A 24,385-nucleotide genomic window follows, 5' to 3' on the forward strand; every position below is an offset into this window, starting at 1 on the left:
TAGTAATATGAATAAACTCATCATCTTTGCATTGTTAAGCTTAATAATAAGTGGTTGTAGTAGTGCGCCTTCGGTATCTAAGGGAGCAATAGAAAAAGGCAAAGCCAGTTATTACGCTGATAAATATCATGGCCGAATGACAGCAAGTGGTGAGGTGTTTAATCAACAGGCATGGAGCGCGGCTCATAAAACGCTTGGCTTTGGCAGCAGAGTGAGGGTCACCAATATTAGTAACAATAAAAGTGTGATTGTTACCATTAATGACCGCGGCCCATTTATCCGCGGTCGTATTATCGATTTATCAAAAAAGGCGTTTTCACAAATTGCCTCAGTCAAGCAAGGTGTGATTGACGTTACTGTTGAGCAGCTCGATTAAAAACGGGTAATAAGCTCTACGTAGTCGGCTTCATTAGCCATCAATTCAGCATGACTTGCAAAGGCTCTTACTTGTCCTTGTTCTAACCAAATAACCTTATCAACACGACTTAGCATTGCTGGGTCGTGGGTAATGGTCAACATGGTTTTATCTGCCCATATTTTCTCAAGTGTAGTCAGCAAGTTTTGCTTAGTGTGGTTATCTAGACTCTCTGTTGGCTCATCAAGAATGATTAAATTACCTTGCCTTAATAGGGCTTGAGCTATGGCAATACGACGTGACTGACCATGAGAAAGCTTTCTGCCTGCGGTTCCTAAGCGGGTATTAAGGCCGGCTTTTAAGTTCTTAAGCCAATAGCCAAGTTCAGCGTTTTCACAGGCTTCAATAAGCATCTCATCTGTCGCATCAAAAGCTGCATAGCGTAGATTTTCACGTAGCGTGCCATCAAAAATATGATGCTGCTGGGCAACTATCGTTAGCTGCTTAAAGCGTGTTGCAGTGCTCAAGCTTTCAAGTTCAAAGTTATCTTGCTTGGTGGTGAGCTTTAATGAGCCTGATTGCAGCGGCCAAAGGCCCGTGAGTAAGTTAACTAGAGTGGTTTTGCCACTGCCACTGGCACCGACTAGGGCAACTTTACTGCCGGGTGTAATCGCAAAATTGATATTGCTAAGGGCTTTGTTTTTTGCCCCCAAGTATTGGTAATTGACCTCGCTTAGCTCAAGACCAAGCCCTGATTTATCAGCTAATTGGTTTGCTAGCTGATCATCTAAGTTGTTTGGCTTTTCGGCTAAGCTGTTGTGTTTATCTTCAAGATCAAACAGTCGCTTTGCGGCACTTAAAGTAAGCGGCAATTCAATAAATGCCGTAGGCAGGGTGAGCACGGTTTCAAAGCTTGCTAATACAAATAACGCGAGCATCGCCAGTTCAACGTTTTTCATAGTCCCCATTGCAACCAGTGGAATTATCATAAAGACACTGGCCAGCATGGTGAGTTGGATCACCAAAGTGCTTAAACCATTACTGTTTGCCACGGCTTTGTGGTGATTATAGAGCTGGTTGTTGTATTGTTTACTGAGTGAGTCACAATGCGCTAATTGCGCCGCTTGTGCTTGATAGACAGCAAGCTCTCTAGCACCTGATAACGTATCGGCAAGTTCAGCTCTTAACTCGGCTGAAAGTTGGGTTTCGGTATCCGCTTGTTGATGAAGCTTATGGCTTAACAATGCGGGAAGCAGCACGCCAATAATCATCAGTGAAGTAAAGCACACTAATGCAACCTCAGCGTTATACATGGCCATGAAGGCCATTACTATAGGAATGCTGAAAAAGGCGACAATAATAGGCAGCAGTACATTTAGGTAAAACTTATCCAGCGCATCGACATCATTCTGTAGCCGGTTAAATAAATCGCTACTACGACTCATTGCTAAGTCAACGTTGTTCAGTTGGCTCAAAGTCTTGAACATGTTTACGCGAATTTCGCTCAGTAATAAAAAGGTAGCATTATGAGTTATCATCCTCTCACCGTAACGAGAGGCTGTGCGCACGATAGCTAAAAAGCGGATCACTCCAGCTGGGGTAAAGTAATTCATCTGCACACCAGCAATGCCCGCCGCTGCCATGGCTGCTAAAAACCACCCCGATATAGCGAGCAAGCCTACATTAGCAAGTACCGTTAAGCTTGCTAAAAAAGCCCCTAAAAGCAGCATGCCAGTATGAGGTTTGCACAGTTTTAATAGACGTATAAAGTTATGCATGGGCGTCACCTTGGCTTACCAGTTTAGCAAATAGGCCAGCTTGCTCAGTCAGTTGCTGGTACTGACCAGATTCAACAATGTGACCTTGTTGCATAACGTAAATCTTATCGGCGTGTTTAACCGTATTCAGTCGGTGAGCAATAACCAGCACTAAGTGATCTTTTGCATACTCGCGGATCGCTTGATTGATTAAATGCTCGGTTTGGCTGTCTAAGTGAGCGGTAGGCTCATCTAGCATTAGCACAGGGGCATTCTTCAAAAATGCACGAGCAAGGGCAATACGTTGTTTTTGCCCACCAGAGAGGCCTTCTCCTTGTTCACCGAGCAAGGTATCAAAGCCATCAGGTAGTGCAGTAATAAACTCAAGTGCGCCAGCTTTACTTGCTGCTTCATCGAGCTCTGCTTGGCTTGCATCGGGTTTAGCTAAACGCAGGTTCTCTGCAACGCTCCGATAAAATAACGTGGCTTGCTGTGGGATCCACGCCAGCTGTGCTTGCCAATCAGCTAATGCAGTATCACTCAGTGGTTGCTCGTTAATGCTAATAGCACTATTGGCCTGATGATGAAAACCCAATAGGCAATCAAACAAGGTACTTTTACCCGAGCCACTTTCACCCACAAAGGCAATTAAGCCTGAGCTTGGCAGGGTTAAGTTAATATCAGTTACCCCTTCGTTTGTTTCAGGGTAATGAAAGGTAAGCGCATTCAGCTGTATATGCTTTATTGGTAACTCAAGTTTAGATGACCCTACATGTTCATCTGAGTTGCTTTGATTGATTATGTCGACCATATCAGCAGCGGCACTGATCCCTTCAAGTTTTGCGTGATAATGAGTGCCCATTTGTCGAAGTGGTAAGTAAAACTCAGGGGCCAGTAGTAACACCACAAATCCAGTGGCAAAATCGAGGGTACCAAAAAATAATCTAAAGCCAATGATCACGGCAACAAGTGCCACACTAATGGTGGCTAAAAACTCAAGGGCGAAAGACGATAAAAAGGCGACTTTCAATACACCCATGGTTGCTCCACGATAATCATCAGAAATCTGACTGATGCTATTTAGCTCACGCTTGGTTGCATTAAAGAGCTTGAGTTGAGTCAGGCCTTGTAATCGGTCAAAAAAGTAATTACCAAGTACCGCAAGTTGTTGCCAGCGATCTTGGTTTAACTGCTCCGCTTTATGGCCCACTAAAATCATAAAAAAGGGGATAAGCGGGGCTGTTAAAAGGAATATGAGGCCTGCTTTGTAATCGGTTGGAAAAATCACCACTAATATCGCTATTGGAATAAGCGCACTGTAAGCCACACTTGGAATGTAATTAGCGTAATATTGATGCAGTGCTTCAACCCCATTATGTAAGGTGTTAAGTGTTGCGCCATGACCTTTTTGTTCACTGTAGGCTGGCCCAAGTTTGCTGAGCTTTTCTAGCAATGTATTTCGCATCACGTTTTTTATTTTTAACGCGGCGCGGTTACTTACGCGTTCACTTAGGGCAACCAACAAAGCACGAACTAAAATTAGCCCAGCCAGCGGCCATAATAATGGGCTTACGGCTTGCAAGTTTGCTTGTTCAAACATGACTTGATGAGCCGCGTTTGCAAGAAGATAACAAGAGGCAATCATTAATAGGGCGTTGAGTGTGCCCAAACTAATGCTTAATTTAAGAAGCCCTGAAGCGGACTGACTATATTGCTTTAAAAAAGCGCGCAGCGTTTGTTGCTGCGCGCGATTTGGTCGGGGTTTAGTTGTCATCGGTGTTTTTGAGTCTCGCGTAAAGCTCTAGCTCATCATCAGCAATCGAATCTTTATGTTGGTGAAATTCGTACCACATTACGTTGATCACCCCAAGGGTACAGGCTAATAGAACACCTAAAATCCAGGCAAAATACCACATAATTAAATCTCCTTAGTAGCTACCGTGCGTGTTGTTTTCGATTTCACTAATGGTTACTTTGCGCCACATCTTCACATAGCACCACGTTGTGTAAATAAGGATAAGTGGTACAAAAATAACCGCTGCAATAAACATCACGTTGAGAGTCATATGGCTCGAAACCGCATCCCACATAGTTAAACTAATATTTGGGTTGTTACTCGAAGGCATAACGAACGGGAACATTGACATACCCGCAGTTAAAATTACGCCTGCAAGCATTAGGCTTGACGCTGCCAATGCCATTGCCGGTTTTTGTAATTTAGATAACACAATCGCCAGTGCCGCCATCACGAATGCAAGGGCAGGGAACAGCATGGTTAATGGCATTTTTGTATAGTTATCAAGCCATGCACCCGGTGCCTGCGTGACTGTTTTACCAAGCGGGTTTGCAAAACCTTGAGTATCACCCATGCTAACGATTTTATAACCGTCAATTTGCGATACCCACACACCTGCCAAGGCAAACAACACAATAAACGCCATCAGCGCATATTGACCGTATTGTGCTGAGCGTTTTGCAACCTCTGCATCCGTACGAAGTTGTAGCCACATGCCTGCATGACCAACCAACATCAGTACGCTTACTAAGCCAACAACAATGGCAAATGGGTTTAATAACGCAAAGAATGAACCTTGATAACTGACACGCAGTAGGTCGTCGATATGATAAGGCACGCCCAGTAATAAGTTACCAAATGCCACACCAAATACTAAAGCAGGAATAAAACTGCCTGCAAATAAGCCCCAATCCCAGTTGTTTCGCCAACGTGGTGAGTCTATTTTTGAGCGGTAATCAAAACCAAGCGGTCTGAAAAATAACGCAAATAACACCAGCATCATAGCAAAGTAAAAGCCAGAGAACGCGGCCGCGTATACCATAGGCCAAGCCGCAAATAGTGCACCCCCAGCGGTGATGAACCAAACTTGGTTACCATCCCAGTGAGCACCTATGGTGTTAATTACAGTACGGCGCTCCACATCGGTTTTACCAACTAGGCGAAGCAAAATTGCCACACCCATGTCCATACCATCGGTCACTGCAAAGCCAATCAGTAATACACCAATTAACAGCCACCAGATTAGTTTTAGTGTTTCGTAATCAAAAATCATGACTGAGCTCCTTGGCTTGCAAGTGAATCTGCTTTAGCAAGTTCATGGTGATATTTACCAGTATGAAGCGAGCTTGGACCTTGTTTAATAAAGCGCAGCATTAACCAGCCTTCTACAGCAGCAAGCCCTGTGTAAAAGATAATGAAGCCAGTAATGCTGATAAGTAAATCGTTTACCGTCAGAGATGAGGTTGCCAAGAAGGTTGGTAGAATCTCTGAAATAGCCCATGGTTGGCGGCCATATTCAGCAACAATCCAACCAAATTCAATGGCAATCCACGGCAGTGGAATACTCCATACCGCAGCCCATAATAACCAGCGTTTTTGCTCAATAATGCGGTGCGCGTTGTAATAAAATGCAAGCACGAATACGCCTAGCATGATCACACCGCAACCGACCATAATTCTGAAGGACCAAAACATAGGGCCAACTTTAGGAAACGAATCTTTCACTGCTTTTTGAATGTGCTCTTCTGTGGCATCTACCACGTTAGGCGTATAGCGTTTTAGTAGTAAACCATAGCCAAGGTCGTCTTTTAAGCTATCGAATTTTGCAATGTTTTCTGGAGTGTCTTCACCACCTCGAAGCTTCTCTAAGTATTCGTATGCAACCATGCCATTACGAATTCGTACTTCGTGTTGCTTTTCTAGATCTTTAATACCCGTTACCTGTTCATCAATAGAGCGAGTAGCAATGATGCCCAGTGCATAAGGTATTTTAACAGCAGCGTGGGTGACTTGCTCTTCTGAATCAGGAATACCGACCAGAGTGAATGCAGCAGGGGCTTCTTCGGTGTGCCACTCAGCTTCAATGGTTGCGAGTTTAACTTTTTGTACCTCGCCAACTTCGTAGCCAGATTCATCACCAAGTAAAATAACACAAAGGATAGACGCTAAACCAAACCCAGAAGCAACCGAAAACGAGCGTTTAGCAAAAGCAAGATCGCGACCTTTTAGGATGTACCAGCTACTAATGCCCAGTACAAACATAGATGCTGCAACATACCCTGCCGAAACGGTATGAATAAACTTAACTTGTGCGACGGGATTGAATACCAGTTCAGCAAAGCTGGTCATTTCCATGCGCATGGTTTGATAATTAAACTCAGCCCCTACAGGGTTTTGCATCCAACCATTGGCAATCAAAATCCATAAAGCTGATAGGTTAGTACCTAGAGCCATAAGGAAAGTTGCAGCTAAATGCTGACGTTTTGTTAGTCGCTCCCAACCTAAAAAGAACATACCGACAAAGGTTGACTCTAAAAAGAATGCCATTAAGCCTTCAATCGCTAGCGGTGCGCCAAAAATATCGCCCACGTAGTGAGAGTAGTAAGACCAGTTGGTACCAAACTCAAACTCCATGGTTAGACCTGTCGCCACACCAATCGCAAAGTTAATACCAAATAACTTACCCCAGAATTTAGTCATATCACGATAAATTTCGCGACCAGTCATCACGTAAACGGATTCCATGATCACCAAAATCCACGTCATACCTAAAGTAAGGGGAACAAATAGGAAGTGAAAGAGGGCAGTGATTGCAAACTGCAATCGCGATAGATCCACAAATGTTTCATCTATCATTGTTTAGCTCCTTGTTAGCGAGTGCGGTAGACACGACAAATTATTGGTTATGAAGTTTCAGTAATTATTGAAACTTTGTGAATATTAACCTTGTATCCATTTTAGTCAATAGAAAAATAAGAAAATAAGATTAAATAATTGTTCATCATTTCTACAGACTAGAGATTAAAGCTTAACTTTTCAATCGATTAATTACCTTATCAAAAACTTTTAGCCAGTTTTTATAGAACAAAAAGATTACTCACTTATAGGTATTCTCTCGGCTAAAAAATTAATTGTTTACTTTCTTAGCTGGTTACCTAGGTTAATGAATAAGCACTTATTTAAATTCTAGTATTAATTACTCGTGTGACATTTATCCGACTGCTAAAACACGGTAAACTCATTTTTATTAGTGCCAAAAGTTGCGAATTATCAACGAATGAAAGAACAAACAAAGCCGTTACGTATTGCCTTGGTGGCAGGTGAGTTATCAGGTGATATTTTAGGTGAAGGGCTAGTAAAAGCACTTAAACGCTGTTTTCCAGATGCCATATTTGAGGGGATTGCAGGCCCGCGTATGCAAGCGGCTGGCTGTAAAACATTATTCGATATGGACGAATTATCTGTAATGGGCTTAGTTGAAGTACTTGGCCGATTACCGCGCCTACTAAAAATACGCAAACAATTGGTGCAGCATTTTATCGATAACCCACCAGATGTATTTATTGGTATAGATGCCCCTGACTTTAACTTACGTGTTGAAAAGCCGCTAAAAGAGGCGGGTATTAAAACAGTACAATATGTTAGCCCGTCCGTGTGGGCGTGGCGCGAAAAACGCATTCATAAAATCAGTGCCGCCACTAACTTAGTGTTGGCATTATTGCCGTTCGAAAAAGCCTTTTATGATAAGCACGATGTACCTTGTACCTTTGTAGGTCATACTCTGGCTGATGATATTGCTCTTGAGCACGACCAAACCGAGGCTCGTAATCAACTTGGATTGGCACAAACTGATAAAGTGCTTGCATTACTACCTGGTAGTCGAGGTTCTGAAGTAGGTCTTTTAAGCGAAACTTACATTGAAACAGCGGCGAAATTACAAGCGCAAAATCCTGATCTTAAAATTGTGGTGCCGTTAGTCAATGAAAAACGAAAAGCACAGTTTTGTGAGATTTTAGAAAAAACAGCCCCTGATCTAAAACTGCAATTATTGGATGGTCAGTCAAATCTTGCAATGCAAGCCGCTGATGCCATTTTGCTTGCCTCAGGAACCGCAACACTTGAAGGTATGCTGTATAAAAAGCCGATGGTTGTGGGTTATAAAATTAAGCCATTGAGTTACTGGATTTTCAAAACCTTATTCACGTTTAACATTAAGTATTTCTCGTTGCCTAATTTATTAGCCGATGAAGAACTCGTCCCAGAGTACCTACAAACTGAGTGTAATGTTGAAAACCTATCGGCTGCGCTAACTCCTATGCTTAATACCGATAACAGCGAACTAAAGGCGCGCTTTTTAGCCATACATAAAAACATTAGATTAAATGCCAATGAACAAGCTGCAGCAGCAGTCGCGGAGTTACTAAATGCAAATTGAACGACCGAATGTTAATTATATTGCTGGTGTAGATGAAGTTGGCCGTGGTCCATTGGTCGGTGATGTTGTTACTGCTGCGGTAATACTGGACCCAAATCAGCCAATTGCAGGGTTAGCCGATTCTAAAAAGTTATCAGACAAAAAACGTCAATTATTAGCGGCAGAAATAAAAGAAAAAGCTCTGTGCTATGCCATTGGGCGTTGTAGCCCAACTGAGATTGATGAGCTAAATATTTTACATGCCACCATGCTCGCGATGAGCCGCGCGGTTGAAGGCTTAAGTGTAAAGCCAGAGTTTGTTTTTATTGATGGTAACCGTGTGCCTAGTCAATTAACTGTGCCAGCACAGGCGGTAGTAAAAGGCGATAGCCTAGTCGAAGAGATTTCAGCGGCATCTATTTTAGCGAAAGTTGCCCGTGACGAAGAAATGATTGAGCTTGATAAGCGTTATCCTGACTATGGCTTTGCAGGTCATAAGGGCTATCCAACTAAAGCACATTTTGCAGCACTTGAACAATACGGGGCAATTGCAGAGCATCGTAAAAGCTTCAAACCTGTTCAGCGCATTTTGGCGTTAAAAGGAGAGCAACAGTAATGCCTGCGCCGCAATTTGTTCACTTACGTGTTCACTCAGATTTCTCTATGGTGGATGGCTTAGCTAAAACTAAGCCAATTGTCGCTAAAGCAGAAGAGCTGCAAATGCCTGCGTTGGCTATCACCGACCAGATGAACTTATGTGGTTTGGTGCGTTTTTATGGTGCTGCCCATGGCGCAGGTATTAAGCCTATTGTCGGCGCAGATTTTTGGCTCAGAAGCCCTGAATTTGAAGATGAACCTAGCCGAATTACCATCTTAGCGAAAGATAACGAAGGCTATAAAAACCTCACCTTGTTGATCTCTAAAGCGTACCAACGCGGACATTTATTTCATCGGCCTGTGGTTGACCGTGAATGGCTGGTGGAGCACAAAAGTGGCCTAATTTTATTATCTGGCGCTAAAGATGGCGACTTAGGTAAAGCCCTATTAAAAGGTAACCCTGGGCTTATAGAATCGGTCGTTAGCTTTTATAAGCAACATTTTAGCGATCATTATTACATTGAGCTTATTCGTACGGAACGTGCTTTAGAAGAAGACTATTTACACCTAGCTGTTGAGCTTGCTGCAAAAGAGCAGTTACCTGTAGTGGCAACTAACGAAGTAGTCTTTTTAAAGCCAGAAAACTTTGAAGCCCATGAAATCCGCGTAGCAATCCATGACGGTTACACCTTAGAAGATAAACGTAGACCAAAACGTTTTTCTGAGCAGCAATACCTTAAAACGGCTGAGCAAATGGCTGAGCTATTTAGCGATATTCCTGAAGCGCTAGAAAACACTGTTGAAATTGCTAAGCGCTGTAATGTGACCGTGCAGCTCGGGACTTACTTCTTACCAGATTACCCAACCGGTTCGCTAAAAATTGAAGACTTCTTGGTTAAGGTCTCTGAAGATGGTCTTGAAGAGCGTTTACAGTTTTTATTCCCAGATGAGCAAGAGCGAAAAGAAAAACGTGGCGAGTATGATGAGCGTCTGAAAATAGAGCTCGACGTAATCAACCAAATGGGTTTCCCAGGTTACTTCTTGATCGTAATGGAGTTCATTCAGTGGAGTAAAGATAACAATATTCCGGTAGGTCCAGGGCGTGGTTCTGGTGCGGGTTCATTGGTTGCTTATGCACTGAAGATCACCGACCTCGATCCACTCGAATTTGACTTACTATTCGAACGTTTCTTGAACCCAGAACGTATCTCAATGCCCGATTTCGACGTCGATTTCTGTATGGATAGGCGTGATGAGGTAATTGATCACGTAGCGGCGCTTTATGGCCGTGATGCGGTATCTCAGATCATTACCTTTGGTACCATGGCTGCAAAAGCGGTTATCCGTGACGTAGGCCGTGTACTTGGCCACCCTTACGGCTTTGTTGATCGTATTTCTAAACTAGTACCGGGCGATCCGGGCATGACCTTGGCTAAAGCGTTTGATGTTGAGCCTCGTTTACAAGAAGCCTACGACGGTGATGAAGAGGTCAAAGAGCTTATTGATATGTGTCGCATCCTTGAAGGCTGTACACGTAACGCGGGTAAGCACGCTGGTGGTGTTGTAATATCACCCACCACAATCACTGACTTTGCCGCTCTTTATTGTGATGATGAGGGTAAATTCCCGGTAACGCAATTTGATAAAAATGACGTTGAGACAGCAGGTTTAGTAAAGTTTGACTTCTTAGGTCTTAGAACACTTACCATCTTGCAGTGGGCACTTGATATGACTAACGAGCGCTTAGCTCGTGAGGGTAAAAAGCCCGTTGATATCAACGCTATTCCACTTGATGATAAGCCAAGTATTGAGTTACTGCTACGCGCCGAAACCACCGCGGTATTCCAGCTCGAATCTCGTGGTATGAAAGACCTTATTCGTCGTCTAAAGCCCGACTGCTTCGAGGATATGATCGCACTGGTAGCACTATTTCGCCCAGGTCCATTGCAATCAGGCATGGTAGATAACTTTATCGACCGTAAGCATGGCCGCGAAGAATTATCTTATCCAGATGCGCAGTGGCAACACGATAGCTTGCAACCAATCCTTGAGCCAACCTACGGTATCATTCTTTATCAAGAACAAGTAATGCAAATTGCTCAGGTACTGGCTGGTTATACGCTAGGTGGCGCTGACATGCTGCGTCGTGCGATGGGTAAGAAAAAGCCTGAGGAGATGGCAAAGCAACGCTCAACCTTCGAAGAAGGCGCTGTTAAAAACGGAGTTGACGGCGAACTTGCAATGAAAATCTTCGACTTGGTAGAGAAGTTCGCAGGTTATGGCTTCAATAAATCTCACTCAGCTGCTTATGCCTTAGTATCGTACCAAACGCTGTGGATGAAAACCCACTACCCAGCAGAGTTTATGGCTGCGGTAATGTCGGCAGATATGGATAACACCGATAAAATTGTTACCTTGGTAGATGAATGTGAAAACATGAAACTGACCTTGTTACCGCCAGATGTCAATGCCGGTGAGTACAAGTTTACGGTTAATCTACAAGGTGAAATTGTTTACGGTATCGGTGCCATTAAAGGAGTTGGTGAGGCGCCTGTTGAAGCTATTTTAGAAGCTCGTAGCGAAGGTGGCCCGTTTAAGGACTTATTTGATTTTTGTGCCCGTGTTGACTTAAAGCGTTTAAACAAGCGTGTTGTTGAAAAGCTTATTTATGCCGGAGCGCTCGACCAACTTGGCCCAGATAAAACCCAGCCTGGCCGTGCAACCTTACTCGCAAGCTTAAAAGATGCCATGCGGGCGGCCGATCAGCACCATAAGGCTGAGTCACTTGGGCAGGCAGATTTATTTGGATTACTTGCTACAGAGCCTGATGAAGTTGAACAAGCATTTATTAAAGCCACAGATTTAACCGACAATGAGTGGCTAGACGGTGAGAAAGAAACTTTAGGGCTGTACTTAACTGGCCACCCAATTAATCAGTATCGTAAAGAGTTAAAGCATTATACATCAGGAAGGCTGGTCGATTTACAACCCACTAACCGCGATGTGCAGTCAACGGCTGCAGGCTTAGTGATCTCTGCTCGTACTTTGATAAACAAAAAGGGAAATCGATGGGGTCTTGTAACTTTAGATGACAAGAGTGCCCGTATTGATGTACGCTTATTCCCAGAACAGTTTGAAATGTACCAAGATTTGCTGCAAGTAAACAATATCTTGGTAATATCTGGACAGGTCAGCTTTGATAACTTCTCTGGTGGCATTACAATGACCGCTAGAGACATATGCACCATCGCACAGGCGCGAGAAAAACGTATAAAAGCGATTAAAATGACCTTGAATATGGTGCAGATCGAGGCGAACTTCTTCGATAATTTACAAAAAGTGCTGGAACCTTATAAGTTTGGTACTTGTCCTATTAAAGTATTCTATCAACGTCCGGATGCGTTGGCTGAGATTACTTTAGGAACCGAATGGTGTGTTACGCCGAGTGATGACTTAATTCACAAGTTATCGCTGATGGCGGCGCAAGATGTAGAACTAGAATTTAACTAATTAGGTAGTTTAGAGCATGAGCCTCAATTATCTTGATTTTGAGCTTCCAATCGCTGAATTAGAAGCAAAAATTGAAGAATTACAAAATGTAAGCCGCGCTGGCGAATTAGACCTTGGATTAGAAGAGGAAGTCAGTCGATTAAAAGAGAAAAGTGCTGAAATGAAAGAGAAAATTTTCTCTGAATTAGGTGCTTGGCAGGTTTCTCAGTTAGCCCGTCATCCGTTGCGTCCTTATACTCGTGATTACATCGAGCGCATTTTCACGGAATTTGACGAATTAGCAGGCGACCGTACTTTTGCTAACGACCCAGCTATTTTAGGTGGTGTTGCACGTTTTGAAGGTCAACCAGTGATGGTTATTGGCCAACAAAAAGGGCGTGACACGGCTGAAAAAATTAAACGCAACTTTGGTATGCCAAAGCCAGAAGGTTACCGTAAAGCATTACGCTTAATGGAAATGGCTGAGCGTTTCAAAATGCCAATCATGACTTTTATCGACACCCCTGGTGCATACCCAGGTGTTGGCGCTGAAGAGCGTGGTCAAAGTGAAGCAATTGCGCGTAATCTTAAAGTAATGGCTGCGTTAAAAGTACCAACTATCTGTACTGTTATCGGTGAAGGTGGTTCTGGTGGTGCATTAGCTATTGGTGTGGGCGACCGCGTTAACATGTTGCAATACAGCACTTACTCTGTAATTTCGCCAGAAGGTTGTGCATCAATCTTATGGAAAAGCGCAGACAAGGCACCATTAGCTGCAGAAGCCATGGGTGTAACAGCTGCACGTGTTAAAGAGCTTGATTTAATCAACAACGTAATTGATGAGCCACTTGGTGGCGCACATCGGAATTACGATGCGATGGCGCGTAATCTCAAAAACCAACTTAAACGTGACCTAGCTGATTTACAAGGCCTTTCACTAGATGAAATGCTTGATCAGCGTTACAAACGTTTAATGTCGTTTGGCTATTGCTAAACACAGCTTAAAATTGAAAAAAGCCGCTTTTGCGGCTTTTTTTGTTTTATAATGCCGATAACAAAGACGCTTGTATACTCATTGGTTTTTAATGCAAACATCAGATTTATACCACCATTTTTTAGCACAATTGCTGCCTTTGCTGAACGCTCAGCAAAGTTGCTTTAGCGTTGCCTTATCTGGCGGTGTTGATTCGGTTGTATTGTTACATTTAATGAAGCAAGCTCAACAGCAGCACTCAGAACTTAAAATTGAAGCTGTGTATGTTAATCATGGTTTGAGCAAGTATGCTGATGAGTGGCAAGGGTTTTGCCAATCGCTATGTGAAGAACTCGATGTCGCATTTAAAGCGGTGCACGTTGAAATTTATGTGCGCTCGCGTACATCACTTGAGGCACAAGCAAGAGAAGCAAGATACCAAGCACTCGACGAAAACTGTATACCAGGTAGTGTAATACTGCTTGGTCAGCACTTAAATGATCAACTTGAGACCTTCTTGCTTCGTCTAAAGCGTGGCTCAGGCTTGCAGGGCTTAGCATCAATGCCACAAACGCGATTGTTAGCGTCTGGGCGTGTGTGTTTTAGACCCTTGATTAATATCTCGCGTGAGCAAATTGAACAATTTGCCGATGAATTTGCTATTACCCATATCACCGATGATTCAAATGTTGATGAGCGCTTTGACCGTAATTTTTTACGTCATCAGGTTCTGCCTATTTTAATGGAGCGTTTTCAAGGGTTTGAAAAAAGTGCAGCGCGCAGTATTCGGCTGTTACAAAAGCAGCAATCACTGCTCGATGAATATACGCAAAGCGACCTTACACACTGCCAAAATTCACAGGGTGGTTTAAGCTGCGAGGCAATAGCGAGGTTTAGTAAGCCCAGACAAGCAAACCTTGTCCGTGCGTGGCTGAATCAGTTTACCCATCAACTACCTTCTGAGAATCAGCTACAGCAAATTATTGAGCAAGGTTTAACGGCAAAAGCCGATGCCCAGCTAAAAATTTGTTTGCAAAGCGGTGATGTTCGCCGGCATCAGCAGCATTGGTACTTTGTGAAAGAGCAGCCAATACCTGAGGCGATGGATATTGCTTTGCAAAGCGTTGAACTGATTGATGGCCGAAAACTAATAGTGAAAGAGGGTAAGGGTATTAGAAAACCAAAGCCCGATGAGCAAGTAAGGGTTGAATTTAATAAGCCGCAAGCACGTATCAAACCTTTACATAAACCCGGCTCAAACACCTTAAAACATTGGTTTAAAGATGCCAAAGTAGCTCCTTGGTTACGTGCGCAGACACCACTAATTTTTTATAACGATCAACTTGTGCAAGTTGTTGGCTACTTTGTTAGTGAACAGCACAGTGTTGAAGATGGAATTCTTTGGGAGACACTCTATGAGTGAACAACCTCATGTAGGTTTATCACTAGTTAATAAAGCACCACTTGGCTTTGCGTTGTCGGTGCTAGTGGCTGTAATTGCTGGTTTTGCTTATACAGAGCTGACAATAAATACACTTTTTTATGCACTAGCTGGCGGCCTAGTATGCTCATTATTGCTGCTAGGTTACTGGTCAGGCAAAGGCGGTATTTTCTTTATTCTGGGCGTACTTACGCCGCTGGCATTAGTGATGGTATCGCCCCTTACCACCATGGCTGCCTTGCTTTACTTATTAAGCGGCTTCTTCGCTGGTTTTTGGTTAGTATTATTTGGTTATAAACTTATAAACAAAAAAGCCTAGCGGGGGATGCTAGGCTTTTACTCAATTAGTAAGCTCTTGCGCAGTTTCTTCCTGCTGCTTTTGCCTTATAGAGGCCCTTGTCAGCACGGGCAAACACTTCGTTTTCGCAGTCTTGGTTGTTGGCTAGCGTATAACCAATGCTTGATGTTACATCATATTGAGCCATCAACCCTGAGTTAGCAACTAAGCTCATAATGCGATCAGCTATCACCTTATTGGTGGTAAACTCGGGGTCGTCGATTAATAATGCGAACTCATCTCCACCAAAGCGGAAAATCGAGTCAGTGCCGCGCACACTGCTGCGTAGTACGTTAGCAAATTCTTGTAGCACATCATCGCCAATTTTATGACCAAAGTTATCGTTTACTTGTTTAAAGTTATCTAAATCAAGCAACATTAAGCTAAATGGGCGATGTTGACGGCGGCAACGTTCTAGCTTTTGTGCCAAGCTGTCATTAAATTGACTACGGTTATTTAAGCCTGTTAGCGCATCTTTAGTCGCTAAACGTAATACGCGGGTGTACATAAGCGCATTACGTAATGGGTAAACGAGGGCAGTATGAAGCTGCTTTAATTTTGCTTCAATCGCTTTACCCATAGGGAACTGACTAAAGTAAATTAGCTGCCCTAAGCGTTCACTTTCGATATCTAAATCAAAAGAGTACGGTGTTTGGCTGGTATCGCTGCCTGCGCTTTGTGACACTCCGAGTGCAGATTGGAACTGTAAGCCAGATAAGTTGATTAGTTGCTTTGCGTGCTCGGCAAAAATAGTCAAAATTTCTTCGATTGATAACGTGGTTTGTAACTTTGCGACCAAATCGTGTGGACTATTTGTTTCATTTATTCGGTAATGCTCTGCCGAAAACGGCAGAAACTCGCCTCGCGCAGACACCCGCTGCGTCAAAATATGGACATTTTCCATGATAATTCTCCCCCCGGAGTGTTTAGATACCCCCATGTAGCGAGATTTGTGCCATATTTTTAAACTGGCCGAAAAACAGATGGTTGCTATATTTAAAAGAGAAACCAGTTTTGTCACCAAGTCTAGGGAGTTGATTGCTTGCAAAATGTGCTGATCCAAGTGTTTGGCTTGCTCGTCGCTGCCGTATTATTTGTTTGGTTTTTCAAGCGAATTGGTTTACCACCCATTCTTGCTTATCTTGCGACAGGTGTACTGGCAGGGAGTCATGGTATTGGCTGGATGGCGCAAAGCCATGAAATGCACTTTGTTGCTGAGCTCGGCATTGTGTTTTTACTGTTTAGCTTAGGGCTTGAGTTTTCATTGCCGCGTTTAATGGCAATGCGCAATATTGTATTTGGCCTTGGCTCCTTACAGGTCGTGGTGACCAGCATAGTGTTTATGCTAATTTTACTGCTGCTTGAGCACAGCCTTTTAAACAGTTTTACTATTGCTAGTTTAATGGCGCTGTCTTCAACAGCGGTGGTGGTGAAGCTACTTAAAGAATCTGGAGATTTAAACCAGCGCCGCGGCCAGTTGGCAATAGGGGTGTTGCTGTTTCAAGATATTGCTGTTGTCCCTCTGCTCATTGTTTACCCCTTGCTAGCCCAAAGTGGCTCTGAAGAAATTGCCGGTGCATTGGCTTTTGCACTTACTAAAGGTGCTTTAGTGTGTATTTTATTGTTCGGCATAGGTAAATGGATTTTGCCTAAAGTGTTTAGCGAAATAGCGCTGGTAAGAACCGATGAACTATTTATGCTAACGACTTTATTGGTTGCCTTGTTTGCCGCAGGCTTGACTTACCTATTTGGTTTATCGATGGCGTTAGGCGCCTTTTTAGCCGGCATGATGTTAGGAGAAAGCCATTATCGTCACCAACTTGAAGCCGATATTAGACCATTTCGCGATATATTAATGGGGCTATTCTTTGTGACTGTTGGTATGCAGCTAGATGTGCTTTATGTACTTAATAGTTGGTACTGGATCATCGCGGTATTAATTGGTTTATTGCTATTTAAAATAGCGGTGCTTGCGATTGCTGCGCAAGTGATGGGGGAGCGAAAGCAAGATGCGGTATCAGCGGGTATTATGCTTTGGCAAATGGGAGAATTTGGCTTTGTGTTAATTGCACTTGCTTCTCAGCATTTGTTAATAAGCTCAGAGCAAGCATCGTTTTTAATTGCAGTTGGCGTGCTTTCGATGGCGCTAACGCCTTACTTAATTGAAAAAACACCGCTTATTCTCAAAAAACTTGGCCTTTTAAGCCATGCAGGACAGTACTGGCAACAGCCCGCGACAAGTAGCCCTTTGTATCAAAATCATGTCGTTATTTGTGGTTTCTCCCGTGTAGGGCAAACTGTTGCGCGCTTTTTAAAGCCAGAAGCAATTGAATACGTCGCGGTCGAAAGTAACCCTATCTTATTGCAAGAAGCGAAAGCGGCTGGTGAACCGGTTATATTTGGCCATGTGAATCAAAAAGATATTTTAAAATCAGCGGGCGTTGAGCGTGCAAGGTTGGTGATTATTACCTTTACCGATTTTGAGCAAACGCAAATAGTTGTTGATGCCATCAAACAAATAGCACCTGATGTAAAGATATTGGTTCGAATGCGCGATGATACCGAAATGGAAACGCTTAAAGAACTCGGTGTTACTGAGGTGGTACCAGAAACCCTTGAAGCAAGTTTAATGTTAGTTTCGCATGTACTTTATATGTCTGGTGTGCCGATGACACGGATCATACGCCGTGTTAGTAAAGAGCGGCGCAATCGTTATAAATTTTTAAATGGCTTTTTCACTGGTGATAAACTTGATGGCGAAGAGGCCAGTTCAGATAGGCTTGAGTATTTACATGTTATAGCTCTGCCAGAGCATGCTTATGCGGTTAATCAGAAAATTAGTGAGCTTAAGCTTGAGCAGCGCCGTGTGTCGGTTAGAGCGCTGCGCCGACAAGACCGTGAAATTGACGCGCCTTCATCACAAACAATTTTATTAGCAGGCGATATTTTAGTGCTGCAAGGCAAGCCACGCCGAGTAGAGCGGGTAGAGAGGTTTTTACTCGACGGTATGGAGTAGCGATTAGCTACTCCAACTCTAAAAATTTACGAATTTCAGGTAGCTTTTTAAGGCCATCTTGGTAGCCAATTTCTATGAGCTTTTGGGTATAACGTTTTTCAAACAGTAAGTAGCTCGTTAAACTCGATTGCGAACGTTTCTTAACACCAATCATACGTAGTAACACCTTAATTGCCATGGGCATGTCATCATAAAACTGAGCTGCGATTGCATTAAAGTTTTGCGATGGATTGATCACGCAAGTTTCAATTTGTTTAAGCTCTTGGTGTTTGTCACGGGCAGGTAATAAGCTCAGCGTGCGATTGATACGTTGTAAACGCTCTAAATCAGACTGTAGCGTGTCGGTAAAGACGCTATCGAGTAAGTGGCCTGCAATATTCGAAAGGCCAGGGTAATGAGGCTGATAACCCGGCGGATGCAATTCTTTTGGTTCATCAACACCAATAATAAAGATTTTTTCAGCACCTAAATGAACCGACGGACTCAGTGGCGAAAGTTGGTGAATAGAGCCGTCGCCGAAATAGTGGTTATACACATTCACACTTGGGAACACCATAGGTATGGCACTCGACGCCATTAAGTGCTCAACATTTATGCGGGTTGCTTGCCCTTCACGCTTTGCTCTGCGCCACGGTTTTTGTGTAAGTGACTGAAAAAATGCCACAGAGTCACCTGTGGTATAGCTCGAAGCAGTAATCGACACTGCATCTAGGTAGTTTTTATGCAGGTTTCGTTCGATACGCGATAAATCGAGTATTTCGTGCAACAGTTTTCGCAGCGGCTTATTGTTCAGCAAACTCGCTGGTGGGTGATTTATATGTTCAGATTGAAAACTTGTAAGCATGTTGCGGGTAATATGCAAAAACACACTTAAAAAGTCGCTTTTATAAACCTGAGAGGTCGAAAAATTCTTCCAAACCCATTCAAGTTTTTTGCATGCTAAATGTGCACACGATGCATAACATGCTAATGCAGCGGAATTAATTGCCCCAGCTGATGTCCCATTAATAATAGTAAAGGGCAGCGGTGCTGTACGAGGCATGCTTTGCGTTATCGCTTTAAGCACACCAACTTGATAAGCCGCTCGCGCGCCACCACCTGTTAGTAATAAAGCGATTTTAGAGTGTTGTGTTTTTTTTAACTTACTGCTCATGGTTGCATTTAAATAGTTGTGCGTCTTTACTTTATTTATCAACTGTAAGTCTTTAAGCTAGAAGAAGCAAAGATTAGCTCAAGGCTAAATGGTTTTTTCGTATTTTTATCTGTTTTATTTTTAAGGGAGTGTCTATGTCAGAGCATTCGTCAGAGCCTGAAGTACAAAAGGGTTCATCAAATAACAACCTGATTTTTGCGGTGGTTGTGCTTATCCTTGTTGCTGGTGTGGCAGCGTTTATTTTATTGAAGCCTGAAGATAAACCAGTGCAAGTTGTTGAAGACATTGTTAGCGAACAAGCGCCAGTTGTTGAGTATCAAGAGCCAGAGCCTGACCCAGAACCTGAAGTGACAGAGCCTGAGCCAGAGCCCGTTGTTGTAGATACTGCACCAGAACGCACTCCAGAGCCAGTTCCAGAAGTTGAGCCACTACCAACGTTAAATGAAAGCGATGAAGTGGTTGTTGCTCGCATGGATGAGTTACTAAGCGACCAAGTGATGAGCTTAATGGTGACTGATGATCTTATTCGCCGTGGTGTTGTGTACGTTGATAACATCGCAAAAGGTAAAGTGGCAGTTAGCCATGCACCTGTAGAACGCCCTAAAGAGTCGTTTAAAGTTATCGAGGGCGATATTTTAACAATCGACCCAAATAGCTATGAGCGCTATACGCCTTACGTAAAACTATTTACTAGCTTAAGCGCTGCTCAAGTTATTCGTATGTATGATGAATATAAACCCCTTATCAGTGAAGCTTATGCAGAAATTGGTTACGAAGGTGATGCATTCACAGGCACGTTAGAAGAGGCGATTGATGTACTGCTTGATACGCCAGAGCCAAAAGGTGATATGCCACTCGTTCGTAACTCAGTTACGTATCAATATGCTTACTCTGAGTGGGAAAACTTACCCGATGCGCAGAAACAATTGCTGCGTATGGGCCCAGAAAATATGAAGAAAGTGAAAGCTGCGCTGCGCAACATTAAAGCTGAACTTGAAAAGTAAGCGATAACCCCCTTAATGACAGTGCGATTGTATACCAAGTATGCAATCGCACTTTCTTTTTCGAATACCCCTTGAATAACTGGCTAAAAGTAGAGATAATCCCTCCCGCGCCAAACAAGGCCCTCAATGGTAGTCTTATTGGTCCTCTCGCAACACTAGCAGGTGAACCTGGTCAGGCCCGGAAGGGAGCAGCCACAGCGTGTGACGTGTGTGCCGAGATGCGGCTGGTAAGACTGCCACCCAAAATCTTATTTGGGTGACTTATTTCATTTAAATTCCTTTTAAATTTTTTTAGAACCAATCTTTTATTCTTGTATTAATCTAACTTTCTTTGAGCTTTTTATTTCTTAAGTTATCAAGACATCCACTTTAAGGTTATCTAGGCACCCAAAAAAGGTTAACTAGACACCCAAGTTAAACAATATAAATTCAGGCTCAATGTTGATGATTTGATTGAAGATGACACAGCTGGTTAGGTACAGGTAATAAAGTTATTCGGACACCCACTTTTGTAGGTATTTTAATAACTAATTTTAAAGCCGACTTGCTTAGTCGTTCTAAATTAATTTACAGATAAATGTTATGTTTAGGTGATTCTGTAGACATTGTCTGATTAGCGCCTGATTTGGGCAAGCTTAGCTCAAAGGCAGACCACTTTAAACATTTTCGAGTTTCGGTTTAGGCAAATAGTGCACGACTAGTGCTAATAGAGCTTCTCCGTTTTCGTTTCATGTGATTTGTGTAAGCTGTGATTGCTTGTTCTTTACCAGCAGTATTTTTAAACGAGCGAGTAAAGGAAGTGGTGAGTGTAAGCCAGTTGTCAGTACAAATGTTTAGTCTTTCAAGTATTGGTAATGCATCTTCTGGGATTTTCCCAGGTTTATCTTCTCGTATTGAGCGACCAGTCCAATCAACGAGTTGCAGGTATGTTTTGAGCTCATATGGCAGACCTTTAGGTATATGCTTACGTGGTTTACCTGCAAAGCGCATAAGTGATTTTGGTTGCTTATTATTTTGAGCTGACTCAATGCGTGTTTTTATACTGGTGTAGTCAGATTGCTCAGGTAAATCAGCCGCTTTCGCTCTTACAGGGTTTAGGTCAACATACGCAAGACAAGCTGCAAGAGCTGCTTCATCAAGTAATGCTTGTGACTTAAAGCGACCTTCCCAAAAACGACCTTTACAGTCATCTTCTTGATTCGCTTGTCGTGCAATACTCTCATTAAGAACGCGCATAAACCAACTGATGCTACTGAGCCTCTCTCGATATAAATTTACTCTGGCATTAATCGCAGAAAGCTCTGCTTTTGTTAGCAATTCGCCATTTAAGAATTGTTGGCAAAGGAATGTACTTTTAAATAACTTGTGCCATCTAATCAGAATCGCTTTATTATTCAAACGATTTGCTTTTGCTATATCAATATGAAGTACTAGATGAGTATGGTTACTCATAACTGCGTAAGCACAAACATCAATACAAAATATAAGACCAAGTTGAAGTAGTTTCTTTTCAACCCAATCGCGCCGGTGTTCATACGAACGACCTGTTAGTGGGTCTTGCCCGCACAAAAAAGCGCGACGAACACAACGTGAAATACAATGATAGTAAGGTGTGCTTGAAACGCTAATTAAGTTTCTACGAGGGGTTGCCATGCTCTTCTCCTCCATGAGTTGAACACAATAAGCTTAGCTGTAATTCTAAAGAGTGAGAAACAGAAAGTAGTTTATTCACTTTTTCGTTAAACAATTGACAATTTGTTTCGCAAGTAATCTTAGGTTGATTATACTTTAAAACTAGTAAGTTAACTCGAAATCATAAATGTTGACTTGCTAGAATCCCAACATATAAGTTTCTTTATTTCTAGCTCTTTTAGTATGTTGAGTAGTTCGGTTTCAGAAAGACAGCAGTTCTGTTTTAGGTTATCAATAGAAATTTCTTTATTAGAGTTGTTAACTTTTGAGGCTAACATAATACGATAAATTAATTTTAACTTGCGATTCATAATGCACTCCCCACATTTGCATAGCATTTTATAATAAATTGCTACTCTCTAATTTGTTAAAGCTTGGTTTTGTTGAGAAAAGGCATTGCAAGCTTCCTCTATATAGTTTCATTACAAGCAAATTAAATGTGTTTATTATTAGATTTTATGTGTATTGATGATTTTTTCGACTATGAGCGATCTTTTTCGCTAAGTCAAATGCAATTGATATGCTAATTTTACCAAAAGTGGGTGTCTAATTACGTGATGTCTCTAGTCCTCTCTAAAGTAGGTGATTAATTATCTTTAAACATGGGTGTCTTTTTATCATTTCTCAGACACTAGCTGTTGGGATTTAAACTGTTAGTGCTGGAGTCATGTGCTCTAATTATGGGGCCGTTTTTATTAATCAGATAAGTTTTGGCTGTGCTGTGAAATGGCATTATTTAAGGCTTCAAACAGTAGATGTTTTTCAACGGGCTTACCAACATGGCAGTAAAAACCACAGTTCTTGTATTCAATAATATTTTCTTTCATGACATTTGCTGTTAACGCGATTACCGGAGTCGTAGGGTTTAATGCTCGAATGTGTGCACAGGCTTCAATCCCCCCCATTTTTGGCATTTGGATATCCATCAGGACGAGCATAGGGTTTATTTTTTTAAATAAATCTATAGCCTCTAGACCATCTTTGGCAAACTGAACATTGGCATTTGTTTCGGCCATTAAGGATTGAATGACCATAGTATTAAGTGGGTTATCTTCAGCAATTAGAACTGTTTTACCTTCAAGATTGGGAACATCAGTTATATGGGGGCTTTCTATGATTTGCTGCTGCTCTGCTATTTCTAGCGGTAAAAATATGGTAAAGCGTGTGCCTTCACCTAATTTACTATCAACGTCTATAGTACCTCCCATCCGTTTAATTAAGTTTGTTGTTATTGACATGCCAAGGCCTGTGCCGCCAAAGCGGCGTGTAATACTATTATCAGCCTGTTGAAAGCGTTGAAAAAGATTTGCCAAACCTTCTTCACTCATACCTATTCCTGTGTCTAATACTTGTAACTCGATACCTGGGATTAAGTTTTTTACTTTTTTCTTTACAATAACTTGTATACCACCTTGCTCTGTGAATTTCACAGCGTTAGAAACTAGGTTTAAAATTATTTGCCTAATACGAACAGGATCACCAATCCATATATTTTCGACATTTTTGTCTATATCAATGTTTAGCTCGATAGACTTTTCGTTACAGATAGGTAAAAAATCAGAATTTATAGATTCAACTATTTTTATCAAAGAAAAGTTAACATTTTCGATTGTAAGCTCGTTCGCTTCCATTTTAGAAAAGTCTAAAATATCATTAATAATAGTAAGTAATGATCGGCATGAAAAAAGAGCTTTTGAGACAATTTCTATGTTTTGGGGCTTTTGAACATTAGGTTGCAGGATTTGTAGTAAACCCATAATACCATTTAAGGGGGTTCTAATTTCATGACTCATATTAGCAAGAAATTCTGATTTAATTCTTGCCCCTTCTAATGCTTGGTCAGTTAAAGCTTGTTGCTCTTTATATGAGGTAGATAGCTTTTTAAAGTAAAAGAGCAAAATACCAGCCAAAAGTACAATCGTCAGAATATGAACTGTATATGCAAATTTAAAGTTTTCATTAATCGCCACACTCTTTTTCTTAAGCATGGTGTTTACGTGGCTTTCAAAGTCAGATAGAGCTGCAAGGGCTTTCGCATCATCAACTTTTACAATGTCGTCAATAGCTTCACTAGAAGCGCCTTGTTCAATCATTTTGAGCGCTAAATCAAGCTTTTCCTCATAATTAGCTAGGGTCGTTCTTACACCGCCGAGAGCTTGCTTGTCGTAATTTTCTACTGCTTCTAGCTTTTCTAGTATTACTTTTATTTCGTAAATTTCTTTTTTTATACTAGGGAGGGCCTTGTTGATCAAATGCAGCTCTCTAATAAACTCACTTAACTTACTGATATTTAGGCAGACCAAGGGTGTTGATCTTATTTAGCGCCTTCACTTTGATCATCGCTTCAACCAGTTGGCGATTG

General features: G+C 42.2%; 18 protein-coding genes and 1 other RNA gene. 10 read left to right on the forward strand and 9 right to left on the reverse strand.

All coding sequences use genetic code 11. From position 1 onward, the window contains the following. Window positions 1-7 precede the first annotated feature (7 nt). The gene (locus tag L1266_RS15925) at window positions 8-376 is read left to right on the forward strand and encodes a septal ring lytic transglycosylase RlpA family protein (RefSeq protein WP_235377889.1); all 369 of its coding nucleotides are present in this window, start codon (window positions 8-10) and stop codon (window positions 374-376) included. Here L1266_RS15925 and cydC read toward each other — a convergent pair. From cydC to L1266_RS15950, 5 genes are read right to left on the reverse strand one after another with little or no spacing between them, the layout of a single operon-like run. Next, entirely contained in the window at window positions 373-2,133 is a 1,761-nt protein-coding gene (cydC, locus tag L1266_RS15930; protein ID WP_235377890.1) for a thiol reductant ABC exporter subunit CydC, read from the reverse strand. The two genes, L1266_RS15925 and cydC, sit on opposite strands and share 4 nt — an antisense overlap. Then, on the reverse strand, window positions 2,126-3,886 hold the full coding sequence (gene cydD, locus L1266_RS15935) for a thiol reductant ABC exporter subunit CydD (RefSeq protein ID WP_235377891.1): 1,761 nt from the start codon (window positions 3,884-3,886) through the stop codon (window positions 2,126-2,128). The genes cydC and cydD overlap by 8 nt, the downstream gene beginning before the upstream one ends. Continuing rightward, window positions 3,876-4,028 carry a cytochrome bd-I oxidase subunit CydX gene (gene cydX / locus L1266_RS15940; protein WP_054553108.1) on the reverse strand — a complete coding sequence of 51 codons (153 nt, stop codon included), beginning with the start codon at window positions 4,026-4,028 and terminating at the stop codon, window positions 3,876-3,878. Before cydX ends, cydD begins: the two co-directional genes overlap by 11 nt. Window positions 4,029-4,040: 12 nt before the next feature. Beyond that, the gene (cydB, locus tag L1266_RS15945; protein ID WP_138617138.1) at window positions 4,041-5,180 is read right to left on the reverse strand and encodes a cytochrome d ubiquinol oxidase subunit II; all 1,140 of its coding nucleotides are present in this window, start codon (window positions 5,178-5,180) and stop codon (window positions 4,041-4,043) included. Beyond that, on the reverse strand, window positions 5,177-6,763 hold the full coding sequence (locus tag L1266_RS15950) for a cytochrome ubiquinol oxidase subunit I (protein ID WP_054553106.1): 1,587 nt from the start codon (window positions 6,761-6,763) through the stop codon (window positions 5,177-5,179). Before L1266_RS15950 ends, cydB begins: the two co-directional genes overlap by 4 nt. Before the next feature lie 421 nt (window positions 6,764-7,184). Between L1266_RS15950 and lpxB the strand changes: the two genes are divergently transcribed. The 6 genes from lpxB (at window position 7,185) to L1266_RS15980 (ending at window position 15,140) form a co-directional block, all read left to right on the forward strand. Further along, on the forward strand, window positions 7,185-8,342 hold the full coding sequence (lpxB, locus tag L1266_RS15955) for a lipid-A-disaccharide synthase (RefSeq protein WP_235377892.1): 1,158 nt from the start codon (window positions 7,185-7,187) through the stop codon (window positions 8,340-8,342). Next, window positions 8,332-8,937 carry a ribonuclease HII gene (gene rnhB / locus L1266_RS15960; protein WP_235377893.1) on the forward strand — a complete coding sequence of 202 codons (606 nt, stop codon included), beginning with the start codon at window positions 8,332-8,334 and terminating at the stop codon, window positions 8,935-8,937. Before lpxB ends, rnhB begins: the two co-directional genes overlap by 11 nt. Continuing rightward, on the forward strand, window positions 8,937-12,428 hold the full coding sequence (gene dnaE, locus L1266_RS15965) for a DNA polymerase III subunit alpha (protein ID WP_054553103.1): 3,492 nt from the start codon (window positions 8,937-8,939) through the stop codon (window positions 12,426-12,428). The genes rnhB and dnaE overlap by 1 nt, the downstream gene beginning before the upstream one ends. A gap of 16 nt (window positions 12,429-12,444) precedes the next feature. Then, a complete protein-coding gene (accA, locus tag L1266_RS15970; RefSeq protein ID WP_054553102.1) occupies window positions 12,445-13,401 on the forward strand; it encodes an acetyl-CoA carboxylase carboxyl transferase subunit alpha in 957 nt (318 codons plus the stop codon). A gap of 91 nt (window positions 13,402-13,492) precedes the next feature. Beyond that, a complete protein-coding gene (gene tilS / locus L1266_RS15975; RefSeq protein ID WP_235377894.1) occupies window positions 13,493-14,803 on the forward strand; it encodes a tRNA lysidine(34) synthetase TilS in 1,311 nt (436 codons plus the stop codon). Continuing rightward, window positions 14,796-15,140: a hypothetical protein gene (locus L1266_RS15980; protein ID WP_166341542.1), complete on the forward strand. Its 345-nt coding sequence runs from the start codon at window positions 14,796-14,798 to the stop codon at window positions 15,138-15,140. Before tilS ends, L1266_RS15980 begins: the two co-directional genes overlap by 8 nt. 25 nt (window positions 15,141-15,165) lie before the next feature. Here L1266_RS15980 and L1266_RS15985 read toward each other — a convergent pair whose 3' ends face one another. Further along, complete coding sequence (locus L1266_RS15985) at window positions 15,166-16,062, reverse strand: GGDEF domain-containing protein (protein WP_054553099.1); 897 nt, start codon at window positions 16,060-16,062, stop codon at window positions 15,166-15,168. A gap of 138 nt (window positions 16,063-16,200) precedes the next feature. Here L1266_RS15985 and L1266_RS15990 point away from each other — a divergent pair, with 138 nt between their 5' ends. Next, a complete protein-coding gene (locus L1266_RS15990; RefSeq protein ID WP_235377895.1) occupies window positions 16,201-18,174 on the forward strand; it encodes a monovalent cation:proton antiporter family protein in 1,974 nt (657 codons plus the stop codon). A 7-nt stretch (window positions 18,175-18,181) separates the two neighbouring features. On the opposite strand, the gene L1266_RS15995 is transcribed toward L1266_RS15990, so the two are convergent. Continuing rightward, a complete protein-coding gene (locus tag L1266_RS15995) occupies window positions 18,182-19,327 on the reverse strand; it encodes a patatin-like phospholipase family protein (protein ID WP_138599329.1) in 1,146 nt (381 codons plus the stop codon). A gap of 134 nt (window positions 19,328-19,461) precedes the next feature. Between L1266_RS15995 and L1266_RS16000 the strand changes: the two genes are divergently transcribed. Further along, on the forward strand, window positions 19,462-20,331 hold the full coding sequence (locus L1266_RS16000) for a DUF3014 domain-containing protein (RefSeq protein WP_138599330.1): 870 nt from the start codon (window positions 19,462-19,464) through the stop codon (window positions 20,329-20,331). Between the two features lie 136 nt (window positions 20,332-20,467). Further along, an RNA gene (ffs, locus tag L1266_RS16005) (signal recognition particle sRNA small type) lies at window positions 20,468-20,564 on the forward strand. A 445-nt stretch (window positions 20,565-21,009) separates the two neighbouring features. Here the strand turns inward: ffs and L1266_RS16010 are convergent. Both L1266_RS16010 and L1266_RS16015 read right to left on the reverse strand, forming a co-directional pair. Then, window positions 21,010-21,984, reverse strand: a complete 975-nt coding sequence (locus tag L1266_RS16010; RefSeq protein WP_235377896.1) for a transposase — start codon at window positions 21,982-21,984, stop codon at window positions 21,010-21,012. Between the two features lie 734 nt (window positions 21,985-22,718). Next, on the reverse strand, window positions 22,719-24,275 hold the full coding sequence (locus L1266_RS16015) for an ATP-binding protein (RefSeq protein ID WP_235377897.1): 1,557 nt from the start codon (window positions 24,273-24,275) through the stop codon (window positions 22,719-22,721). Window positions 24,276-24,385: the final 110 nt, after the last annotated feature.

This window comes from Pseudoalteromonas sp. Cn5-37, assembly GCF_021532495.1.
GTDB classification, from domain to species: Bacteria; Pseudomonadota; Gammaproteobacteria; order Enterobacterales; family Alteromonadaceae; genus Pseudoalteromonas; species Pseudoalteromonas simplex.